Here is a 14,108-nt window from a genome sequence, read left to right as displayed (position 1 = left end):
TTAGGCAAGGTTTATCCGGAAATTAAAAATTTCACTGGAAAAATCCTGCACCTTTCTAATGTTTTTATTATAACGAATTATAAAAAAAAGACAAGAAAAGTTCTTGTCCCTGCAGATTGTATGCATAGGTTACAATAAGTACTAGCCGATTTCTCCGTGCACTTCTTTACCCCTAATTTCGGTTATCTTATTCTCTCCGTTGACCATCACGACCGTGGGCTGGTAAGTACGGGCCTCCTTTTCGTCCATCATGGCGTACGAAATGATTATTACAATGTCTCCCGGCTGGGCCAGGCGTGCCGCCGCCCCGTTCAGGCAGATCACTCCCGAATCTCTGGGCCCCTTGATTACATAAGTTTCAAAACGGGCTCCATTGTTATTGTTCACTACCTGAACTCTCTCATTGGGCAACAGATTCGCGGCTTCAGCCAGCGCCTCATCAATGGTGATACTGCCCATATAGTTCAGGTTGGCTTCAGTTACCGTAGCCCGGTGGATCTTCGATTTAAACATGTTCAGGAACATACCCGCACCCCCAAAAAATAATCTGCGTTATTGGGGACATACCTCTCCTTAGAGATAGGCTAAAGGTAGAGGTGTGTCCCCTTTCCTCTGTCCCCGCTCCGGACTTTGTGTTATCTTGTTTTGTAGACAGTCGGCCTTACCATGGGGACATTCCTCAGCCCTAGAGACAGGCCCCAAACAGAGGTGTGTCCCCCTACCTTAGCACCGTATTGTCAATCAGCCTGGCCCGTCCGGTTTTCACAGCCAGGGCCAGGAGAGCCGGCCCTTCTATTTGATCTATCGGCTCCAGTTCCGGGTGGCTGTATATTTCGACATAATCAATTTCCAGGAGAGCTTCCTTTTTGATCATATCAATAACCAGTTGCCGTATTCTGGCCGCGTCCCGCTCGCCGGCCTGAAAAACCTCTTCCGCCCGGCGCAGGCTTCTGGAGAGCGCCAGCGCGGCCCGGCGCTGTTCAGGTTCCAGGTAGACGTTGCGTGAGCTCATGGCCAGGCCGTCGGGTTCCCGCACCGTGGTCACGGTTACAACCTCAAGGTCCATGTCCAGGTCAGCGACCATCCTGTTAATTACCAGCGCCTGCTGGGCGTCTTTCTGGCCGAAAAACGCAACATCCGGCCTGACAATGTTAAAAAGCTTGGTAACTACCGTAGCCACCCCGCGAAAGTGGCCTGGCCTGGCCTGACCACACAGGTGTTCCGTGATCCGTTCAACGTCAACGTAGGTGCAGTAGCCGGCCGGGTACATTTCAGCCACCGGCGGGTTGAAAATAACGTCTGCGCCTACTCCTTCGGACAGCCTGGCATCCCGGTCCAAATCCCGCGGGTAACGTTCCAGGTCCTCGCCGGGACCAAATTGAGTAGGGTTGACAAAAATACTTACTATAACTTTGTCGCAGCGCTTTTTAGCCTGCCGCACCAGCTCCAGATGCCCTTCGTGCAGGTAGCCCATGGTCGGCACCAGCCCGATACTCTGGCCTATGCTCCTGGCTTCCCGCACATACCGGCGAACCTCAGCTATAGTGTGATAAATAAACATACGTACCTCCAATTGCAGACCTGATTAGAAACTAAGTGATTTTTTATAGTTAACAGGATGTATTGGATTAAAGAATTCAGGACAGAATTCAGAATAAAAATAGTAGGATCTTTTAAATTCTGAATTCTGTATTCTGGATTCTTACTACTATTAATACAACTTTTTCAGCACTTCCTCGGACATCCCGAAGCTGTGCTCGGGGCCGGGGAAGGAGCGTTCCGTCACCTCTTCAATATACTGTTTCAAGGCCGCGGTCATATGCTCATGCAGGTTGACGTATTTTTTAACGAACTTCGGTGAAGAACGGGGGTAGAGACCCAGCATGTCGTGTATAACCAGGACCTGTCCGTCGCATTGCGCTCCCGCCCCGATACCTATTGTGGGTATTTGCAGCGATTCGGTCACGAGCTTGGCCAGCGGCGCAGGCACACATTCCAGGACCAGGCAAAATGCACCGGCTTCTTCTACACACTTGGCGTCGGCCAGCAGTTTCCTCGCCGCCGCCTCGTCCTTGCCCTGAACTTTATAGCCGCCCATCTGGTGGACTGACTGGGGCGTCAGCCCCAGGTGTCCCACCACCGGTATGCCGGCGTCCACGACAGCGCGAATAACATCAAAAACTTCCTGACCGCCTTCCAGCTTGACCGCGCTGGCGGTGGTTTCCTTCAAAAACCGCCCCGAGTTGCGCAGAGCCTCCTTGACTGAAACCTGGTAGGACATAAACGGCAGGTCAGCCACTACCATGGCCCGGCTTGTGCCGCGGCAGACAGCTTTGACGTGGTGAATCATCTCATCCATGGTCACCGGCAGGGTGGACTCATAGCCAAGCATCACGTTGCCCAGTGAGTCACCCACCAGGATCATGTCGATGCCGGCGTCGTCCACCAATTTAGCCATTGAGAAATCATAGGCGGTAAGCATGGTGATCGGCCTGCCCTCAGCTTTCATCTGTTTTACAGTAGCGGTTGTCACCTTGTCTTTACTCATTTACTGCACCCCCAAATATCCCTTCTAGTTTTTTCGCCTCTTCTGCATTGATGGTTCCCTTTTCAACGGCCACTTTAACAGTGTACAACCCCAGCTTGCAATAAAGATCCCGTTCCTCCTCCCCAACCTCTTTAAATGCCTCCAGGTGCCCCGCCAGAGTAGGGCCGTCACCCCTGGCTACCGGTCCGGTCAAAGCACTGGCCGGGCCAACCTGGCTGATATTATTAATTGTTCCCCTGACCAGCGGGTATAAGGCCGCAAAAGCTTCCTCCCTGGTCAGTCCGAAGCGGCTGTAAAGCCCGGTGGCAAAGTGCATCAAAGACACCAGATAATTAGAGGCTATACAGGCGGCGGCATGGTAGAGGGGCTTGTCCTTGGCGGCGATGAAAAAACTTTTGCCGCCGAGGTCTTTGACAATTTGTTCGGCCAGCGGCAGCGCCTCCTGGTCACCCTCCAGGGCAAAATAAGACCCGGGCAGGTTCTCCATCGCCATCTTCACATCAGCAAAAGACTGCAGCGGGTGTAATGACGCGGCCAGCGCTCCCGAGCGGCGCGCGGCGCCCACCTCATCCGCGGCATGCGCGCCGCTGGTATGAAAAACAACCTGGTTTGGCTTAAAACCGCCCCTTTCTTCAATTTCAGCGGCAACCTGGGCAATCACCCTGTCCGGCGTGGTGATAAAGACTACTTCCGCACCGGCGGTCACCTCTGCCGGTTTAGTAGTGGCAGGCACATTTAATTGCTCGGCCACACGGCTGGCTGAGGTGATGCTCCTGCTGGCCACCCCGTTTACAGGATAACCCTGCTGGTTTAAAAGAAGCGCCAGGGCTGATCCAACCTTGCCGGCTCCGACCACAGCGATTTTAGGTTTACGCACAGGCACTGCCTCCCCCCGTTTTATAGTAAGCCAAATAAATAAAAGCCTCCCGGAATAATCCGAAAGGCGTTTGTTCAAAACTTCCGTCTCGGTCCGTCCCGGCTCCAAGCGGTTAACAAATTTATTTAATTCTATAAGAACTTCGCAGGTGCGGCTCTCCAGGATACCACCCTGTTCGATCACATTCTACCACAAGATAATATCATAGGCAAACTAAATTTCCAAAAAAAATTATATTTAAAAATAAATTAAGACAAGCTTTTACTGCCATATTTTAAAAAGTGATATAATAAAACCGGCAATTCTATTAATAGGGGGAATTACTATGTCATTAAAAGATACTCTTGATGTAATAGGCAATCTCTCTATCAAAAAGAATAAAAAGATTTACCTGGTCGGGGGCTTTTTACGCGATATATACCTGGGACAGCCCGGACGGGACCTTGACTTTGCCGTCAGCGGCAATGCCATGAACCTGGCCCAGGAGGTTGCTGAAGTATTAAAGGGCGTATATATTCCCCTGGACAGGATCAACAGAGTTGCCAGGGTAGTGCTGGAGCCGCGCGGCAGCAAGTGGCAGATAGACTTTTCCTCATTTAAGGGGCTAAGTATAGAGGAGGACCTGTCCAACAGGGACTTTACCATCAATGCTATGGCCCTGGAATTAGACGCTTACCTTAAACTGTCACAGGAAAACGGCACACTGTCGGGTAAGCGCCCGGATCGCCGGCGCTGGCCTGAATTTTTAACTGACCCTTACAGCGGGCTGGCTGACATAGAAGGTAAAACCATTAGAGCTATCAACAGCTATGTTTTTGAGGCGGACCCCGTCCGCATCCTGAGGGCGGTGCGCCTGTCGGGCAAACTGGGATTTAAAATTGATCCTGAAACCCTGAGCCTGATGGAACAAAACCGCTGGCTGCTGCAGGAAGTAGCGGGGGAAAGGATCTGGGAGGAACTGCTGGGCATACTCTCCCTGCCGCAATCATACCCCTTGATCACAGTGCTGGATGATACCGGAATCCTTTCTGAAGTCTTTCCAGTCAAAGAAAACATGAGTGTAAGCGGCCAAAACCTTCCCACGGACAATGTCTGGGCACACAGCCTGAAAACATATAAACTGCTGGAAGAGTTATGCGGCAGACTCACCGGCATCGGAACCGGTGACCGGGCGGCAGAAATACGCGGACTGCTGAGGAAACACCTTGACCAGGGCCTTACCTCTGAACGTAAAAGAAGCCAGTTGATCAAACTGGCCGCCCTTTTTCATGACCCCGGCAATATTGAAGTGTACATCAGTGAATTTGCCCGCAGGCTGAAAATGAGCAAAGTAGAGGAGTCCTACCTGAAAAACCTGGCAGGCAAACACACGCTTCCAGTCAGCCTTTTTAACAAACCGGCCCGGGGACCGGCCGACTTCCACCGCTTCTTTATCGGCATCGGCCAGGACACCCCTGATGTCCTGCTGCTTTCCCTGGCCAATATGTCCGCAACCCCGGATTTAAAAAGCGCTTTTGACCTGGCCGGGTACCGTTCCTTCATCGTGGATCTCCTGTATAAATACTATTTTGAGGCTGAAAAATACATTAACCCGCCTATCCTGGTTAAAGGCGAGGATTTAATGACTGAACTGGGACTCCGCCCATCCAGGCAGCTGGGCGACCTGCTGGAGAAAATCACCGAGGCCCAGGTTTGCGGGGAGGTAACCAGCAGGCGGGAGGCCATCACCTATGCCGCCCGCCTTTTAAAAGAAAACGAGGGCTAAGTAGGACAAAAAAAGTCCCGGTGCTGATGATTATAGCACCGGGTTGGTAAGAGGTTATATGGGGGTTTAAATTTATCTTAAGTTTTTATCAACCAGTGGGGAAATTTTATTTATGAATATTTCCCCGGCATTTTCCGGGGAAACTCCGGTAATAATTTCATCGTTTACATTTACTGAAACACCGTTATCGCACTTCTCCAGACAGAAAGTGCCGTTGATTTCTATTTGTCCCGCAATTCCCCGGTTTTCCGCCAAATCGTTGAATTCCTTGATTACATCGTATGCTCCCCTGAGGTAGCAGCCCGTGCCGAGACATACCGATACCTGCAGGCGCTGTGACTGGGAATCATTCATTATGAAGGGTTTTCCGTTGATGCGCCGGCGCGGCACATATGTTGTATGAAGTGCATGGTGTGTTTCATGGTTGTTGACCCCGCCGAACCACTCTTCAAAGGCTTTGACCACAAAATAGTTGTCCTGGGGTTTATGAAGCTGCTGTACCCTGTCCATTTCATATATTTCCCCGGCCCTCCTGGTTCGGGCCACTGTGTCGTTGACTTCAGGCTGCCCTCCGCCTCCGACGCAGCCACCCGGGCAGGACATTACCTCTATAGCGTCAAAGGAAGCTTCTCCGGATTTAAGCATAGATATAAGTTTTTCAGTATTGGCCAGACCGTTTACCACAGCGAGCTTTAGAATTTTCCCCCCGGCTTTAACATAGGCTTTTTTGATTCCCTCCATGCCGCGTACCGGCAGGAAATCGATGCGGCCCACTTCATCCCCCCCGGTCAGCCCTGACACATAACGTACCACCGATTCCATGACGCCGCCGGAAGCACCAAAGATAAGGGCTGCCCCGGAACCCACTCCCAGCGGGTTGTCAAAGGCCTTATTCGGCAGCGCGGTAAAATCTATGGAGGCTTCTTTAAACATCTGGGCGATTTCAACTGTGGTCAGCACAGCGTCGACGTCGGGAACCCCGCCTGTTGTAAATTCCGGCCTTTGGGCCTCAAATTTTTTAGCCACGCAGGGCATTATGGACAATACAAATACATCCTCCGGCCGCTTGTTCAGCTTTTTGGCATAGTATTTCTTAACTACCGACCCGAACATCTGCTGCGGAGAACGGCAGCTCGAAACATTAGGCAGCAGATCGGCGTGAAACTGCTCGCAGTACTTTACCCAAGCAGGGCAGCAGGAAGTGAAGATGGGCAGGTTTTCATTCTTCTCAAGGCGAACCAGTAACTCGTTAGCCTCTTCTATGGTGGTCATATCAGCGGTGAACAGGGTATCAAACACCCTGCCGACCCCTATAAGCTTCAGCCCGGCAACGATTTTACCCGTTACGTCCTCTCCGGCGTTCAGGCCGAACTCCTCTCCCAGGGCAACCCGGACAGCCGGGGCTATCTGAGCGACAACAATTTTATCAGGGTCGTGTATCGCATTCCAGACTTTGTCGATTTCACTTTTAACGGTAAGTGCTCCGGTTGGGCATACGGAAACGCACTGGCCGCAGTTTACGCAGGCCACGTCGGAAAGCTCCTTGTCAAAGGCGGTGGTGACCACTGTTTTTGAACCGCGGTGGGCAAAGTCCCAGATTCCAAGTCCCTGTACTTCCTTGCACATGCGGACGCAGTCACCGCAGAGTATGCACTTGTTGGGGTCCCGAACTATTGACGGACTGGTCAGATCTAAGGGAACTTTTTTATCCCGCTTGCCGAATCTCACTTCTTTCACTCCTAGCTGGTGGGCCAGCAGTTGGAGCTTGCACCTCCCGCTCCTTGAGCAGGTGGTACACTCCCTCTCGTGGTTGGCCAGCAGGAGTTCGATAACCATCTTACGCAGCCTTCGGGTCCGCAGGGTATTGGTTCTTATTACCATCCCTTCCTGAGGAGGGGTGGAGCAGGCAGCCACCAGGCCCATTTTGTCGGTTTCCACCAAGCAGAGGCGGCATGCTCCGTAAATGCTCAGCTCAGAGTGGTAGCAGAAGGTGGGCAGATTGATTCCCGCCCTCCGGATTATCTCCAAAAGGTTCTTCTCTCCCTGAATATCTATTTCCCGTCCATCTATAATCAGTTTTCCGTTACTACTCACGGATATCGCTCCCTCCTTAGTTAGTGACTATTGCTCCGAACTTGCACTTGCTTACACAGGTGCCGCACTTGATACACTTTTCCGGGTCTATCTGGTGAGGCTCTTTTTTTGCTCCGGAAATGGCGTCGGCGGGGCAGTTCTTCTTGCAGAGCCCGCATCCTTTACATAAGGAAGGATCAATCCGGTAATCAAGCAGATCCTTGCACACACCGGCCGGGCACTTTTTGTCCCTTACATGGGCCTCGTATTCGGACCGGAAGTATTTAAGCGTGGTCAGTACAGGGTTGGGAGCGGTCTTACCAAGTCCGCAAAGAGAGCCGTCCTTTACAATCAAGGCCAACTCTTCCAGCAGCAGCAGGTCTTCCTCGGTTCCGGCGCCGCTAGTTATTCTGGTAAGCAAATCCAGCATCCTCCTGGTGCCTTCCCGGCAGGGGACACACTTGCCGCAAGATTCATTCTGGACAAATCCCATGAAAAACTTGGCCACTTCCACCATGCAGGTGTCTTCACCCATCACCACCAGCCCGCCGGATCCTACCATCGCTCCTGCCTTCTGCAGGGAATCGTAGTCAAGGGGCAGGTCGAGGTGATCCTTGGTGAGGCAGCCCCCGGAGGGACCTCCTATCTGTACCGCCTTGAAAACCTTGCCGTCCCGAAGCCCGCCTCCTATATCAAATACTACCTTCCTTAAAGTAAGCCCCATGGGGACTTCCACCAAACCGGTATGGGCCACCTGCCCGGCCAACGCGAAGGTCTTTGTGCCGGTGCTGGTGGGAGTGCCTAAACTGCTGAACCAGCCCGCTCCGTTCAGTATTATAGACGGCAGGTTGGCCAGGGTTTCTACGTTGTTGATGATCGTGGGACAGCCCCAGAGTCCGCTGACAGCCGGAAAGGGTGGCCTTGGCCTCGGCATGCCGCGCTCTCCTTCTATGGAAGCGATAAGCGCGGTCTCTTCACCGCAAACAAAGGCCCCGGCCCCTTCTTTTATGTTCACCTTAAAACTGAAGCCTCTGCCCAGTATATTCTCACCAAGCATCCCGTATTTGCCGGCTGTTTCCACCGCCCTGCGCAGACGCTTTACTGCCAGAGGGTATTCAGCCCTGACATATATATAACCCTCGTCAGCTCCCACGGCATAACCGGCCAGCATCATACCCTCGATTACCCTGTGAGGGTCGCCTTCCATTACGCTGCGGTCCATGAAAGCCCCCGGGTCTCCCTCGTCACCGTTGCAAATAATGTATTTCTTTTCCCCGCCGGCTTCCCGGGCAAACAGCCATTTTCTCCCGGTGGGGAACCCTCCGCCGCCTCTTCCCCGCAGGCCTGAATCCAGCACTTCCTTGACTACCTCGTCCGGTGTCATTTCATAGAGTGCCCTGGCCAGAGACTGGTACCCGTTATGGGCGATATAGTCCTCTATGTCGTCCGGGTTGATGCGCCCGCAGTTCGCCAGGGCGACCCTCAACTGGTTTTTGTAAAAGGGGATTTCGTCCTGTGTTTCAATAGGGGAATGGGTGTTATCGTCCTGGTAAAGAAGCCTTGTCACCACTCTGCCGTTTATAATGTGCTCTTCAAAAATTTCAGACACATCCTCGGGCTTTACTTTGCAGTAAAGTGTCCCCCTGGGCTCGATTCTTACCAGCGGGCCCATCTGGCAGAAGCCGTGGCAGCCGCTGATATGGGCGCTAGTTTTGTTATGGTGATCTTCTTTATCCAATTCAACACTGAGTTTAAGTTCAGGTTTCTGAGCCAACAACTGCTTGAAGAGTTCGAATACTTTCAAAGACCCGTTAGCAACGCACCCGGTCCCGGCGCAGACAAGAATTCTCTTTGGCGTGCGGCTGATTTCTAGAAGTGCCTTTTTCTTCAAGTCATCCAGTTCAACCCTGGAATTAAGCATTTTGACAACACCCCGTTTCTGAAGGGCTTTTGCTTTCTCCCTGTTTTTCCAGGGATACAATCCTTTTTATTGCTCCCACTATCGATTCTGGAGTTGTCTGTCCGTGCACCTCGTCACCATTAATCACAACCACCGGTGCAAGGCCGCAGGCGCCAAGACAGGAAACGGTCTCCACAGTGAACTGCATGTCTCCGGTAGTGGACTCGCCCCCAGTTAGCCCAAGATTCTCTCTTAGGGCGAAATGAATCGGTTCTGAGCCCCGAACATGGCAAGCTGTACCATCACAAACCCTGATTACGTATTTTCCCTTTGGTATCAGAGAAAACTGCGCATAAAAAGTGGCTACTCCGTACACTGTGGCAGGCGACACTTTCATGGCCGTGGCTATATAGGTAAGTACCTCTTCAGGCAGATAGCGGTACTCCTCCTGCACCTCCTGTAAAATGGCAATTAAATGGGCAACCTTGCCTTGATGACTCTCAATGATTTCCTGGAGCCTTTCAAATTTTCTTTCCATAAACACTTCTCTCCCCACAGTTTCTTTACCAGGTTTCCAGTTGTCTGACTATTTAAATATATGCCATTGGTTTACATGTGTCAACTAGTAATGTAAAAATATAATTAATATTTACACTATTAAAACATGAATTAAGTAATGCCAACAGACCGCCTGCCTGTTCAGACCTAAAAAAAACCCTGCCGGATAACCTTGCAAGGTCCTCCGCAGGGCATGAAAAAAAACTTAGAAATATTCCGCAGTAACTTTTTTGCCTTTTTCCTTTAAAAAAGTAATCAAATCGTTTATTACCTGTTGTTTCAATATGATTCTTGAAGAGCCTTCATCGATCTGCTGGGCACTGTTGATCGCGGTGCCCACGAGGAAATTAAGATTATCAGCTTCCAATAACAGAACCGCCAATCTGCTGGCCCCATCCCCGTTTGATTTAAGCTGTTGAACAGGAACTCCCGTCCTTAACAGCTCAAGGCTGTATGCCATGGTCAGCACCCCTTCCGTAACGAGGTCAATTCCCTCAATAATTCCGGTCGGAGGGACTCTGTCGCAGTTTGATTTCAGGTCCACTCTTACCGGCCGTCCCAGGACACGGCCCACCATGTTGCCGGTAGATCCCCCGCACACAACCTTGGCGCCGGCTCCCTCCATCAGCCTGTTTACCGCCCTAAAATCGTCGTCCCTGCTGCAAGGGGGGCCGATTAACAGGCTCAGAAAACGGGGTTTCCTGACTTTGACCACTACAATACTGGCGTCGTCCGCCGGGTATGACCCATACAGGCAGTTGCAGTGGTCGGCAATCATGCGGGCGCAGGCTAGCGCGTCGTCAACCAATGGTATTTTGCTGCGGAAGTAGCCCGAAAAGCCATTCCAGTCCCAGGCCATGTTCCATACTCCGTTCATACCGGCGTGAAGCACCCCGTCGGAAACCAGTATAATCCAATCCCCGCTTTCCAGTGAAAACATTGACTGGTGGATAACCTTTCCTCCTATATCCTGCCTGACCCTCTTTAAGGGCTTAAGACTCCCCGAACTGCCCACAAAAGCCTCCGGGGTATCGTATTCCACCAGGCGGGCGGTTCCCTCACGGGTAAATATCTCAAGTATGCCGAAGGTGCTGTAGGCCAGGCCCCTTATTTTGGGCAGTGTCTTGGCCAGGGTTTCTATGACCTCCTCAAGTTCGGCCCCCTGAGTAATCATTCTCACCGCTGTTTTTGAGGTAAGCCTGGAAAGAATATTGGCCTTGACCCCGCTTCCCAGACCGTCCGACAAAACTATGGTAGCTATATCATCGTTTACTGCTACTTCGATACTGTCACCGCAGAGCTCTTCCCCGTGTTTTTTCAGTTGGGAGATGCCGATATCCACCGCTATCTTCATACGTCGACCTCTGTTTATCAGTTTAAAATGAACCTGTTATTTGTTTTTCACAAGTTTGATCAGCTTTGTCAGGAGCACCTTGGTATCTGCTGTTGTCTCTCCGAGCAGGCCGGCTATTTCCTGGGCAACCTGCATTTGCTTGGCAATAACTTCCTCAGCTCTGTTGATTGTTTCATTTTTCAGGATGTCTTGTTGTTCCTTCTGTTTGCTGTCCTCAGTTATGTCAATGAGAATTCCGGCAATTTCTTCGGATCCGAGGGGAAATATTATCTCTCTGGTGATCAGGTCCTTCTGTTCATAATTCATAATACGGTTTAAAGGCAAGCCGCTGGCTGCTACGTAGAGGAAGTTAGCCGGGTCCATAACCCGGGAAAGATCCCCGCCCTTTAGATTCTCTCCGGATACACCCAGCATTTCCCGGGCCACATCGTTTATTTCCAGGATTTTCAGATCCCGGTTTACTATAATCATACCGTTCGGCATGGCGGCAATTACCCGGTTTGAAACCGATTCGGCCCTTTCTCTCATGTAAGGAATGCACATCTTCATTTCCGCAAACCCCTGGTAAACCGCAATAGCCTTGTCCCTGCAGGTGGCATACCCGCAAGAGCCGCAGTTCAGCCTGGCTTCGGGATTGGTCTTGCCTGTACGGGCAAATATCTCGTTCAGTTCCTCCTCACTGGGGCGAGGAAGAGGAATCTGCCTGTTGGAGTTGCTTCGGTACAGTTCTATATTCTTAAAACTAAATGTTTTCCGGTCATCTTCATGAGAGACGTTTTCATGGAAGTAATCTAAAATTCTCTGTTTTTTAATAAAAACATCTTCCTCACTGACAGACACCGGTCCGCTAACGCACCCGCCGGGGCAGGCCAGCAGTTCCACCAATTTTGCCTTGCAGGCCTTATGCTGCTGGAGATGATTCAAAAAGTCCATGCAGCTTTTAAGGCCGGAAATGACCATGACACTGTCATCAAGCCCGTCCGTGCTCATACCGGCAGTACGCAGCATGCCCCCGTCAAGCGGAAATAATTTGCCGTTGCCCGCCCGTGGACCGTCAAATTCCTCACAATATTCAGCAGGCAAATGTTCGAGGTCGGTTATCTCTTCCTGCATCCAATCCCAGGTTTCCCCGAAACCAAGCACTGCGTCAATAGTCCCCGTAAACTGTTCTTCCTCCGCCTCATCCTTCTTGGCTATGCAAGGGCCGATGAAAACCACCGCGGCGCCGGGATTCATCGACTTGATTATCCTCGCGTGAGCTGTCATGGGAGAGACAATCGGGGATAAATATGAAATCAAGTCGGGAAAATGTTTTTCCACCAGGCTGACCACCGAGGGGCAGGCGCTGGAGAGAAAAGTCCTGTCAGCAGGCAGCTTCTTGTGCTCCGCCGCCACCAGCTCAGCACCAAAGGCAGTTTCCTGCACGCTGGCAAACCCGAGCTTTCTGAGGGCTGAAATCACCCGGCCGGGCTTATCCAACGGAAAGCCCGCCGCAAATGAAGGCGCCAGGCTGGCAACAACCTGCCGCCCCGACGAAATCAGTTCTTTAACCTTGTCCACATCGTTCCGCACTTTTTTAGCCTGCTGGGGGCAGACAAGAACGCACCTTCCGTCGTGAACGCAGCGTTCTTTCATTACTTCCGCCTTTTGGGCTTCGGACCCTATTACGTTTTTAATCCTGATAGCCTTGACAGGGCATTCCCGCACACATTTGTAGCAGTCCCTGCACCGGGCGTCTATTGTATATATGAGTTCCATCTTTTACCTCCGTGGTGAAAAATAAAAAACCCGGTTATTTTGTACCGGGAGGACTGTATACCCATAGTCCCGCTGCCCTCTCCGGGCCGTTATTCCTCAACTCCCCGGGAGCATCGAAGATAAAGTAAGCAGCATCTCCCTTATTTAAAACATATTTTGTATCTCTAATAGTGACTTCTATTTCCCCCTCCAGGACGTATAAAAAATGCTCCTTCTCTTCAAGGGCGCCTATCCCTGTGCTCACAGCGCCGGGATCCAGTTTGAAAACCATGGGCTGCATTCTTTTTTCCCGGAGTCCCAGGAAAGTGAGAAGGTTCAACTCCATACCCGGGTTTTCAGTGACAACCCGCTTGTAGTTGTTTTTTCTAACCACAAGCCACTCTTCGGGCAGATTATCCTCTATGAGCAGAGTAATATTGGTGTTAAGGGCTGCAGCTATACTTTTAAGGGTGGAGAAGGAAGGGGATGTTTTTTCCTGCTCCAGCTGATAAAGAAAGCTGGCGGAAAGCCCAACCTTTTGGGCAAGCTGTCGAACAGTCATACCGCTGTTAATCCTTACCCTCTTGATCCGGGTACCCAAACCCACTTTTTGCCTACCCCCTTTTAAAGGCAACTCCAGCACTTATCAATATACACTTTAATAATTATAGCACATATCAACCACTGGTTGATATGTGAAAATTAATACTGTAATGATATCTGACACTGTTTTATGATAGAATATAATAAATTTATTTTTTGTGATGCGGGGGAAAATCTCAGGATGGATAAAGAAGACAATCGCTGCCAGGACAGCGGAAACCCTGAAATAAACAAATTAATAACAAAACACAGGAACCAGCCCGGGGGACCATTAAATTTTTTCAGGGAATACATGGAGATTTACGGGAGCCTTCCTGACAGAATCATCAAAATGGCTGCGGAGGCCTTCGGCAGGAATGAGGCGGAAATTGAAGACCTGCTGTACTCCTACAATTTACTGCGGCACGAAACCCCGGGACTGCACAGGATAAGCGTGTGTATGGGAACAACTTGCTACCTCCGGGGTGCACAGGAAGTGCTAAAAGAATTCTGCGGGGAACTGGGGATATCTCCCGGGGAGACAACCTCCGACGGCCTGTTTTACCTTGAAGTGATCCGGTGCCTCGGCGCGTGTGACCTCGGGCCCTCCGTGATGGTGGACAACGAGATCCACCCCCATGTAAATCCCGGCAAGGTATCCTCCATAATTAAAAAATATCAGAACCGTAAGTCAAGCTAAAAAAGACAACAACC

Annotated in this window: 12 protein-coding genes; 2 read left to right on the top strand and 10 right to left on the bottom strand. The window is 51.1% G+C overall.

Translation table 11 applies throughout. The features are described from left to right. Positions 1-141: 141 nt before the first annotated feature. The 4 genes from panD to Pmgp_RS11800 all read right to left on the bottom strand — a co-directional run bounded on the left by panD (position 142) and on the right by Pmgp_RS11800 (position 3,425). On the bottom strand, positions 142-525 hold the full coding sequence (gene panD / locus Pmgp_RS11815) for an aspartate 1-decarboxylase (RefSeq protein ID WP_134214184.1): 384 nt from the start codon (positions 523-525) through the stop codon (positions 142-144). A gap of 193 nt (positions 526-718) precedes the next feature. Beyond that, positions 719-1,561 (bottom strand): pantoate--beta-alanine ligase, encoded by an 843-nt coding sequence (gene panC / locus Pmgp_RS11810; RefSeq protein WP_134214183.1) that lies wholly within the window; start codon positions 1,559-1,561, stop codon positions 719-721. A 150-nt stretch (positions 1,562-1,711) separates the two neighbouring features. Beyond that, positions 1,712-2,548: a 3-methyl-2-oxobutanoate hydroxymethyltransferase gene (gene panB / locus Pmgp_RS11805; RefSeq protein WP_134214182.1), complete on the bottom strand. Its 837-nt coding sequence runs from the start codon at positions 2,546-2,548 to the stop codon at positions 1,712-1,714. Continuing rightward, a complete protein-coding gene (locus Pmgp_RS11800; protein WP_134214181.1) occupies positions 2,541-3,425 on the bottom strand; it encodes a Rossmann-like and DUF2520 domain-containing protein in 885 nt (294 codons plus the stop codon). The genes panB and Pmgp_RS11800 overlap by 8 nt, the downstream gene beginning before the upstream one ends. A 325-nt stretch (positions 3,426-3,750) precedes the next feature. On the opposite strand from Pmgp_RS11800, the gene Pmgp_RS11795 reads away from it, so the two are divergent. Beyond that, entirely contained in the window at positions 3,751-5,190 is a 1,440-nt protein-coding gene (locus tag Pmgp_RS11795; RefSeq protein ID WP_134214180.1) for a tRNA nucleotidyltransferase/poly(A) polymerase-related protein, read from the top strand. Between the two features lie 72 nt (positions 5,191-5,262). Here the strand turns inward: Pmgp_RS11795 and Pmgp_RS11790 are convergent, their stop codons facing one another. From Pmgp_RS11790 to Pmgp_RS11765, 6 genes are all read right to left on the bottom strand, one after another. Then, positions 5,263-7,284, bottom strand: a complete 2,022-nt coding sequence (locus Pmgp_RS11790) for a [FeFe] hydrogenase, group A (RefSeq protein WP_134214179.1) — start codon at positions 7,282-7,284, stop codon at positions 5,263-5,265. A 16-nt stretch (positions 7,285-7,300) separates the two neighbouring features. Next, a complete protein-coding gene (locus Pmgp_RS11785; protein WP_134214178.1) occupies positions 7,301-9,184 on the bottom strand; it encodes an NADH-quinone oxidoreductase subunit NuoF in 1,884 nt (627 codons plus the stop codon). Further along, positions 9,177-9,701, bottom strand: a complete 525-nt coding sequence (locus Pmgp_RS11780; RefSeq protein WP_134214177.1) for an NADH-quinone oxidoreductase subunit NuoE family protein — start codon at positions 9,699-9,701, stop codon at positions 9,177-9,179. The genes Pmgp_RS11785 and Pmgp_RS11780 overlap by 8 nt, the downstream gene beginning before the upstream one ends. Positions 9,702-9,926: 225 nt before the next feature. Beyond that, the gene (locus tag Pmgp_RS11775; RefSeq protein WP_134214176.1) at positions 9,927-11,075 is read right to left on the bottom strand and encodes a SpoIIE family protein phosphatase; all 1,149 of its coding nucleotides are present in this window, start codon (positions 11,073-11,075) and stop codon (positions 9,927-9,929) included. A 36-nt stretch (positions 11,076-11,111) separates the two neighbouring features. After that, positions 11,112-12,833, bottom strand: a complete 1,722-nt coding sequence (locus Pmgp_RS11770; RefSeq protein ID WP_134214175.1) for a [Fe-Fe] hydrogenase large subunit C-terminal domain-containing protein — start codon at positions 12,831-12,833, stop codon at positions 11,112-11,114. Between the two features lie 34 nt (positions 12,834-12,867). Continuing rightward, positions 12,868-13,419, bottom strand: coding sequence for a helix-turn-helix domain-containing protein (locus Pmgp_RS11765; RefSeq protein ID WP_243119822.1), 552 nt, complete (start codon positions 13,417-13,419; stop codon positions 12,868-12,870). A gap of 177 nt (positions 13,420-13,596) precedes the next feature. Between Pmgp_RS11765 and Pmgp_RS11760 the strand changes: the two genes are divergently transcribed. Next, positions 13,597-14,094 carry an NADH-quinone oxidoreductase subunit NuoE family protein gene (locus Pmgp_RS11760; protein WP_192902913.1) on the top strand — a complete coding sequence of 166 codons (498 nt, stop codon included), beginning with the start codon at positions 13,597-13,599 and terminating at the stop codon, positions 14,092-14,094. Positions 14,095-14,108 lie beyond the last annotated feature (14 nt).

Origin of the sequence: Pelotomaculum propionicicum (assembly GCF_004369225.1) — a bacterium.
GTDB classification, from domain to species: Bacteria; Bacillota; Desulfotomaculia; order Desulfotomaculales; family Pelotomaculaceae; genus Pelotomaculum_B; species Pelotomaculum_B propionicicum.
Note: the sequence above shows the minus strand (reverse complement) of the source record. Positions and strands in the feature narration are given on the sequence as shown.

What these genes read in the sequence shown, in the direction of transcription:
- panD (WP_134214184.1), bottom strand. Translation starts at nt 525, where the DNA reads ATGTTCCTGAACATGTTTAAATCGAAGATCCACCGGGCTACGGTAACT.
- panC (WP_134214183.1), bottom strand. Translation starts at nt 1,561, where the DNA reads ATGTTTATTTATCACACTATAGCTGAGGTTCGCCGGTATGTGCGGGAA.
- panB (WP_134214182.1), bottom strand. Translation starts at nt 2,548, where the DNA reads ATGAGTAAAGACAAGGTGACAACCGCTACTGTAAAACAGATGAAAGCT.
- Pmgp_RS11795 (WP_134214180.1), top strand. Translation starts at nt 3,751, where the DNA reads ATGTCATTAAAAGATACTCTTGATGTAATAGGCAATCTCTCTATCAAA.
- Pmgp_RS11785 (WP_134214178.1), bottom strand. Translation starts at nt 9,184, where the DNA reads ATGCTTAATTCCAGGGTTGAACTGGATGACTTGAAGAAAAAGGCACTT.
- Pmgp_RS11780 (WP_134214177.1), bottom strand. Translation starts at nt 9,701, where the DNA reads ATGGAAAGAAAATTTGAAAGGCTCCAGGAAATCATTGAGAGTCATCAA.
- Pmgp_RS11775 (WP_134214176.1), bottom strand. Translation starts at nt 11,075, where the DNA reads ATGAAGATAGCGGTGGATATCGGCATCTCCCAACTGAAAAAACACGGG.
- Pmgp_RS11770 (WP_134214175.1), bottom strand. Translation starts at nt 12,833, where the DNA reads ATGGAACTCATATATACAATAGACGCCCGGTGCAGGGACTGCTACAAA.
- Pmgp_RS11760 (WP_192902913.1), top strand. Translation starts at nt 13,597, where the DNA reads ATGGATAAAGAAGACAATCGCTGCCAGGACAGCGGAAACCCTGAAATA.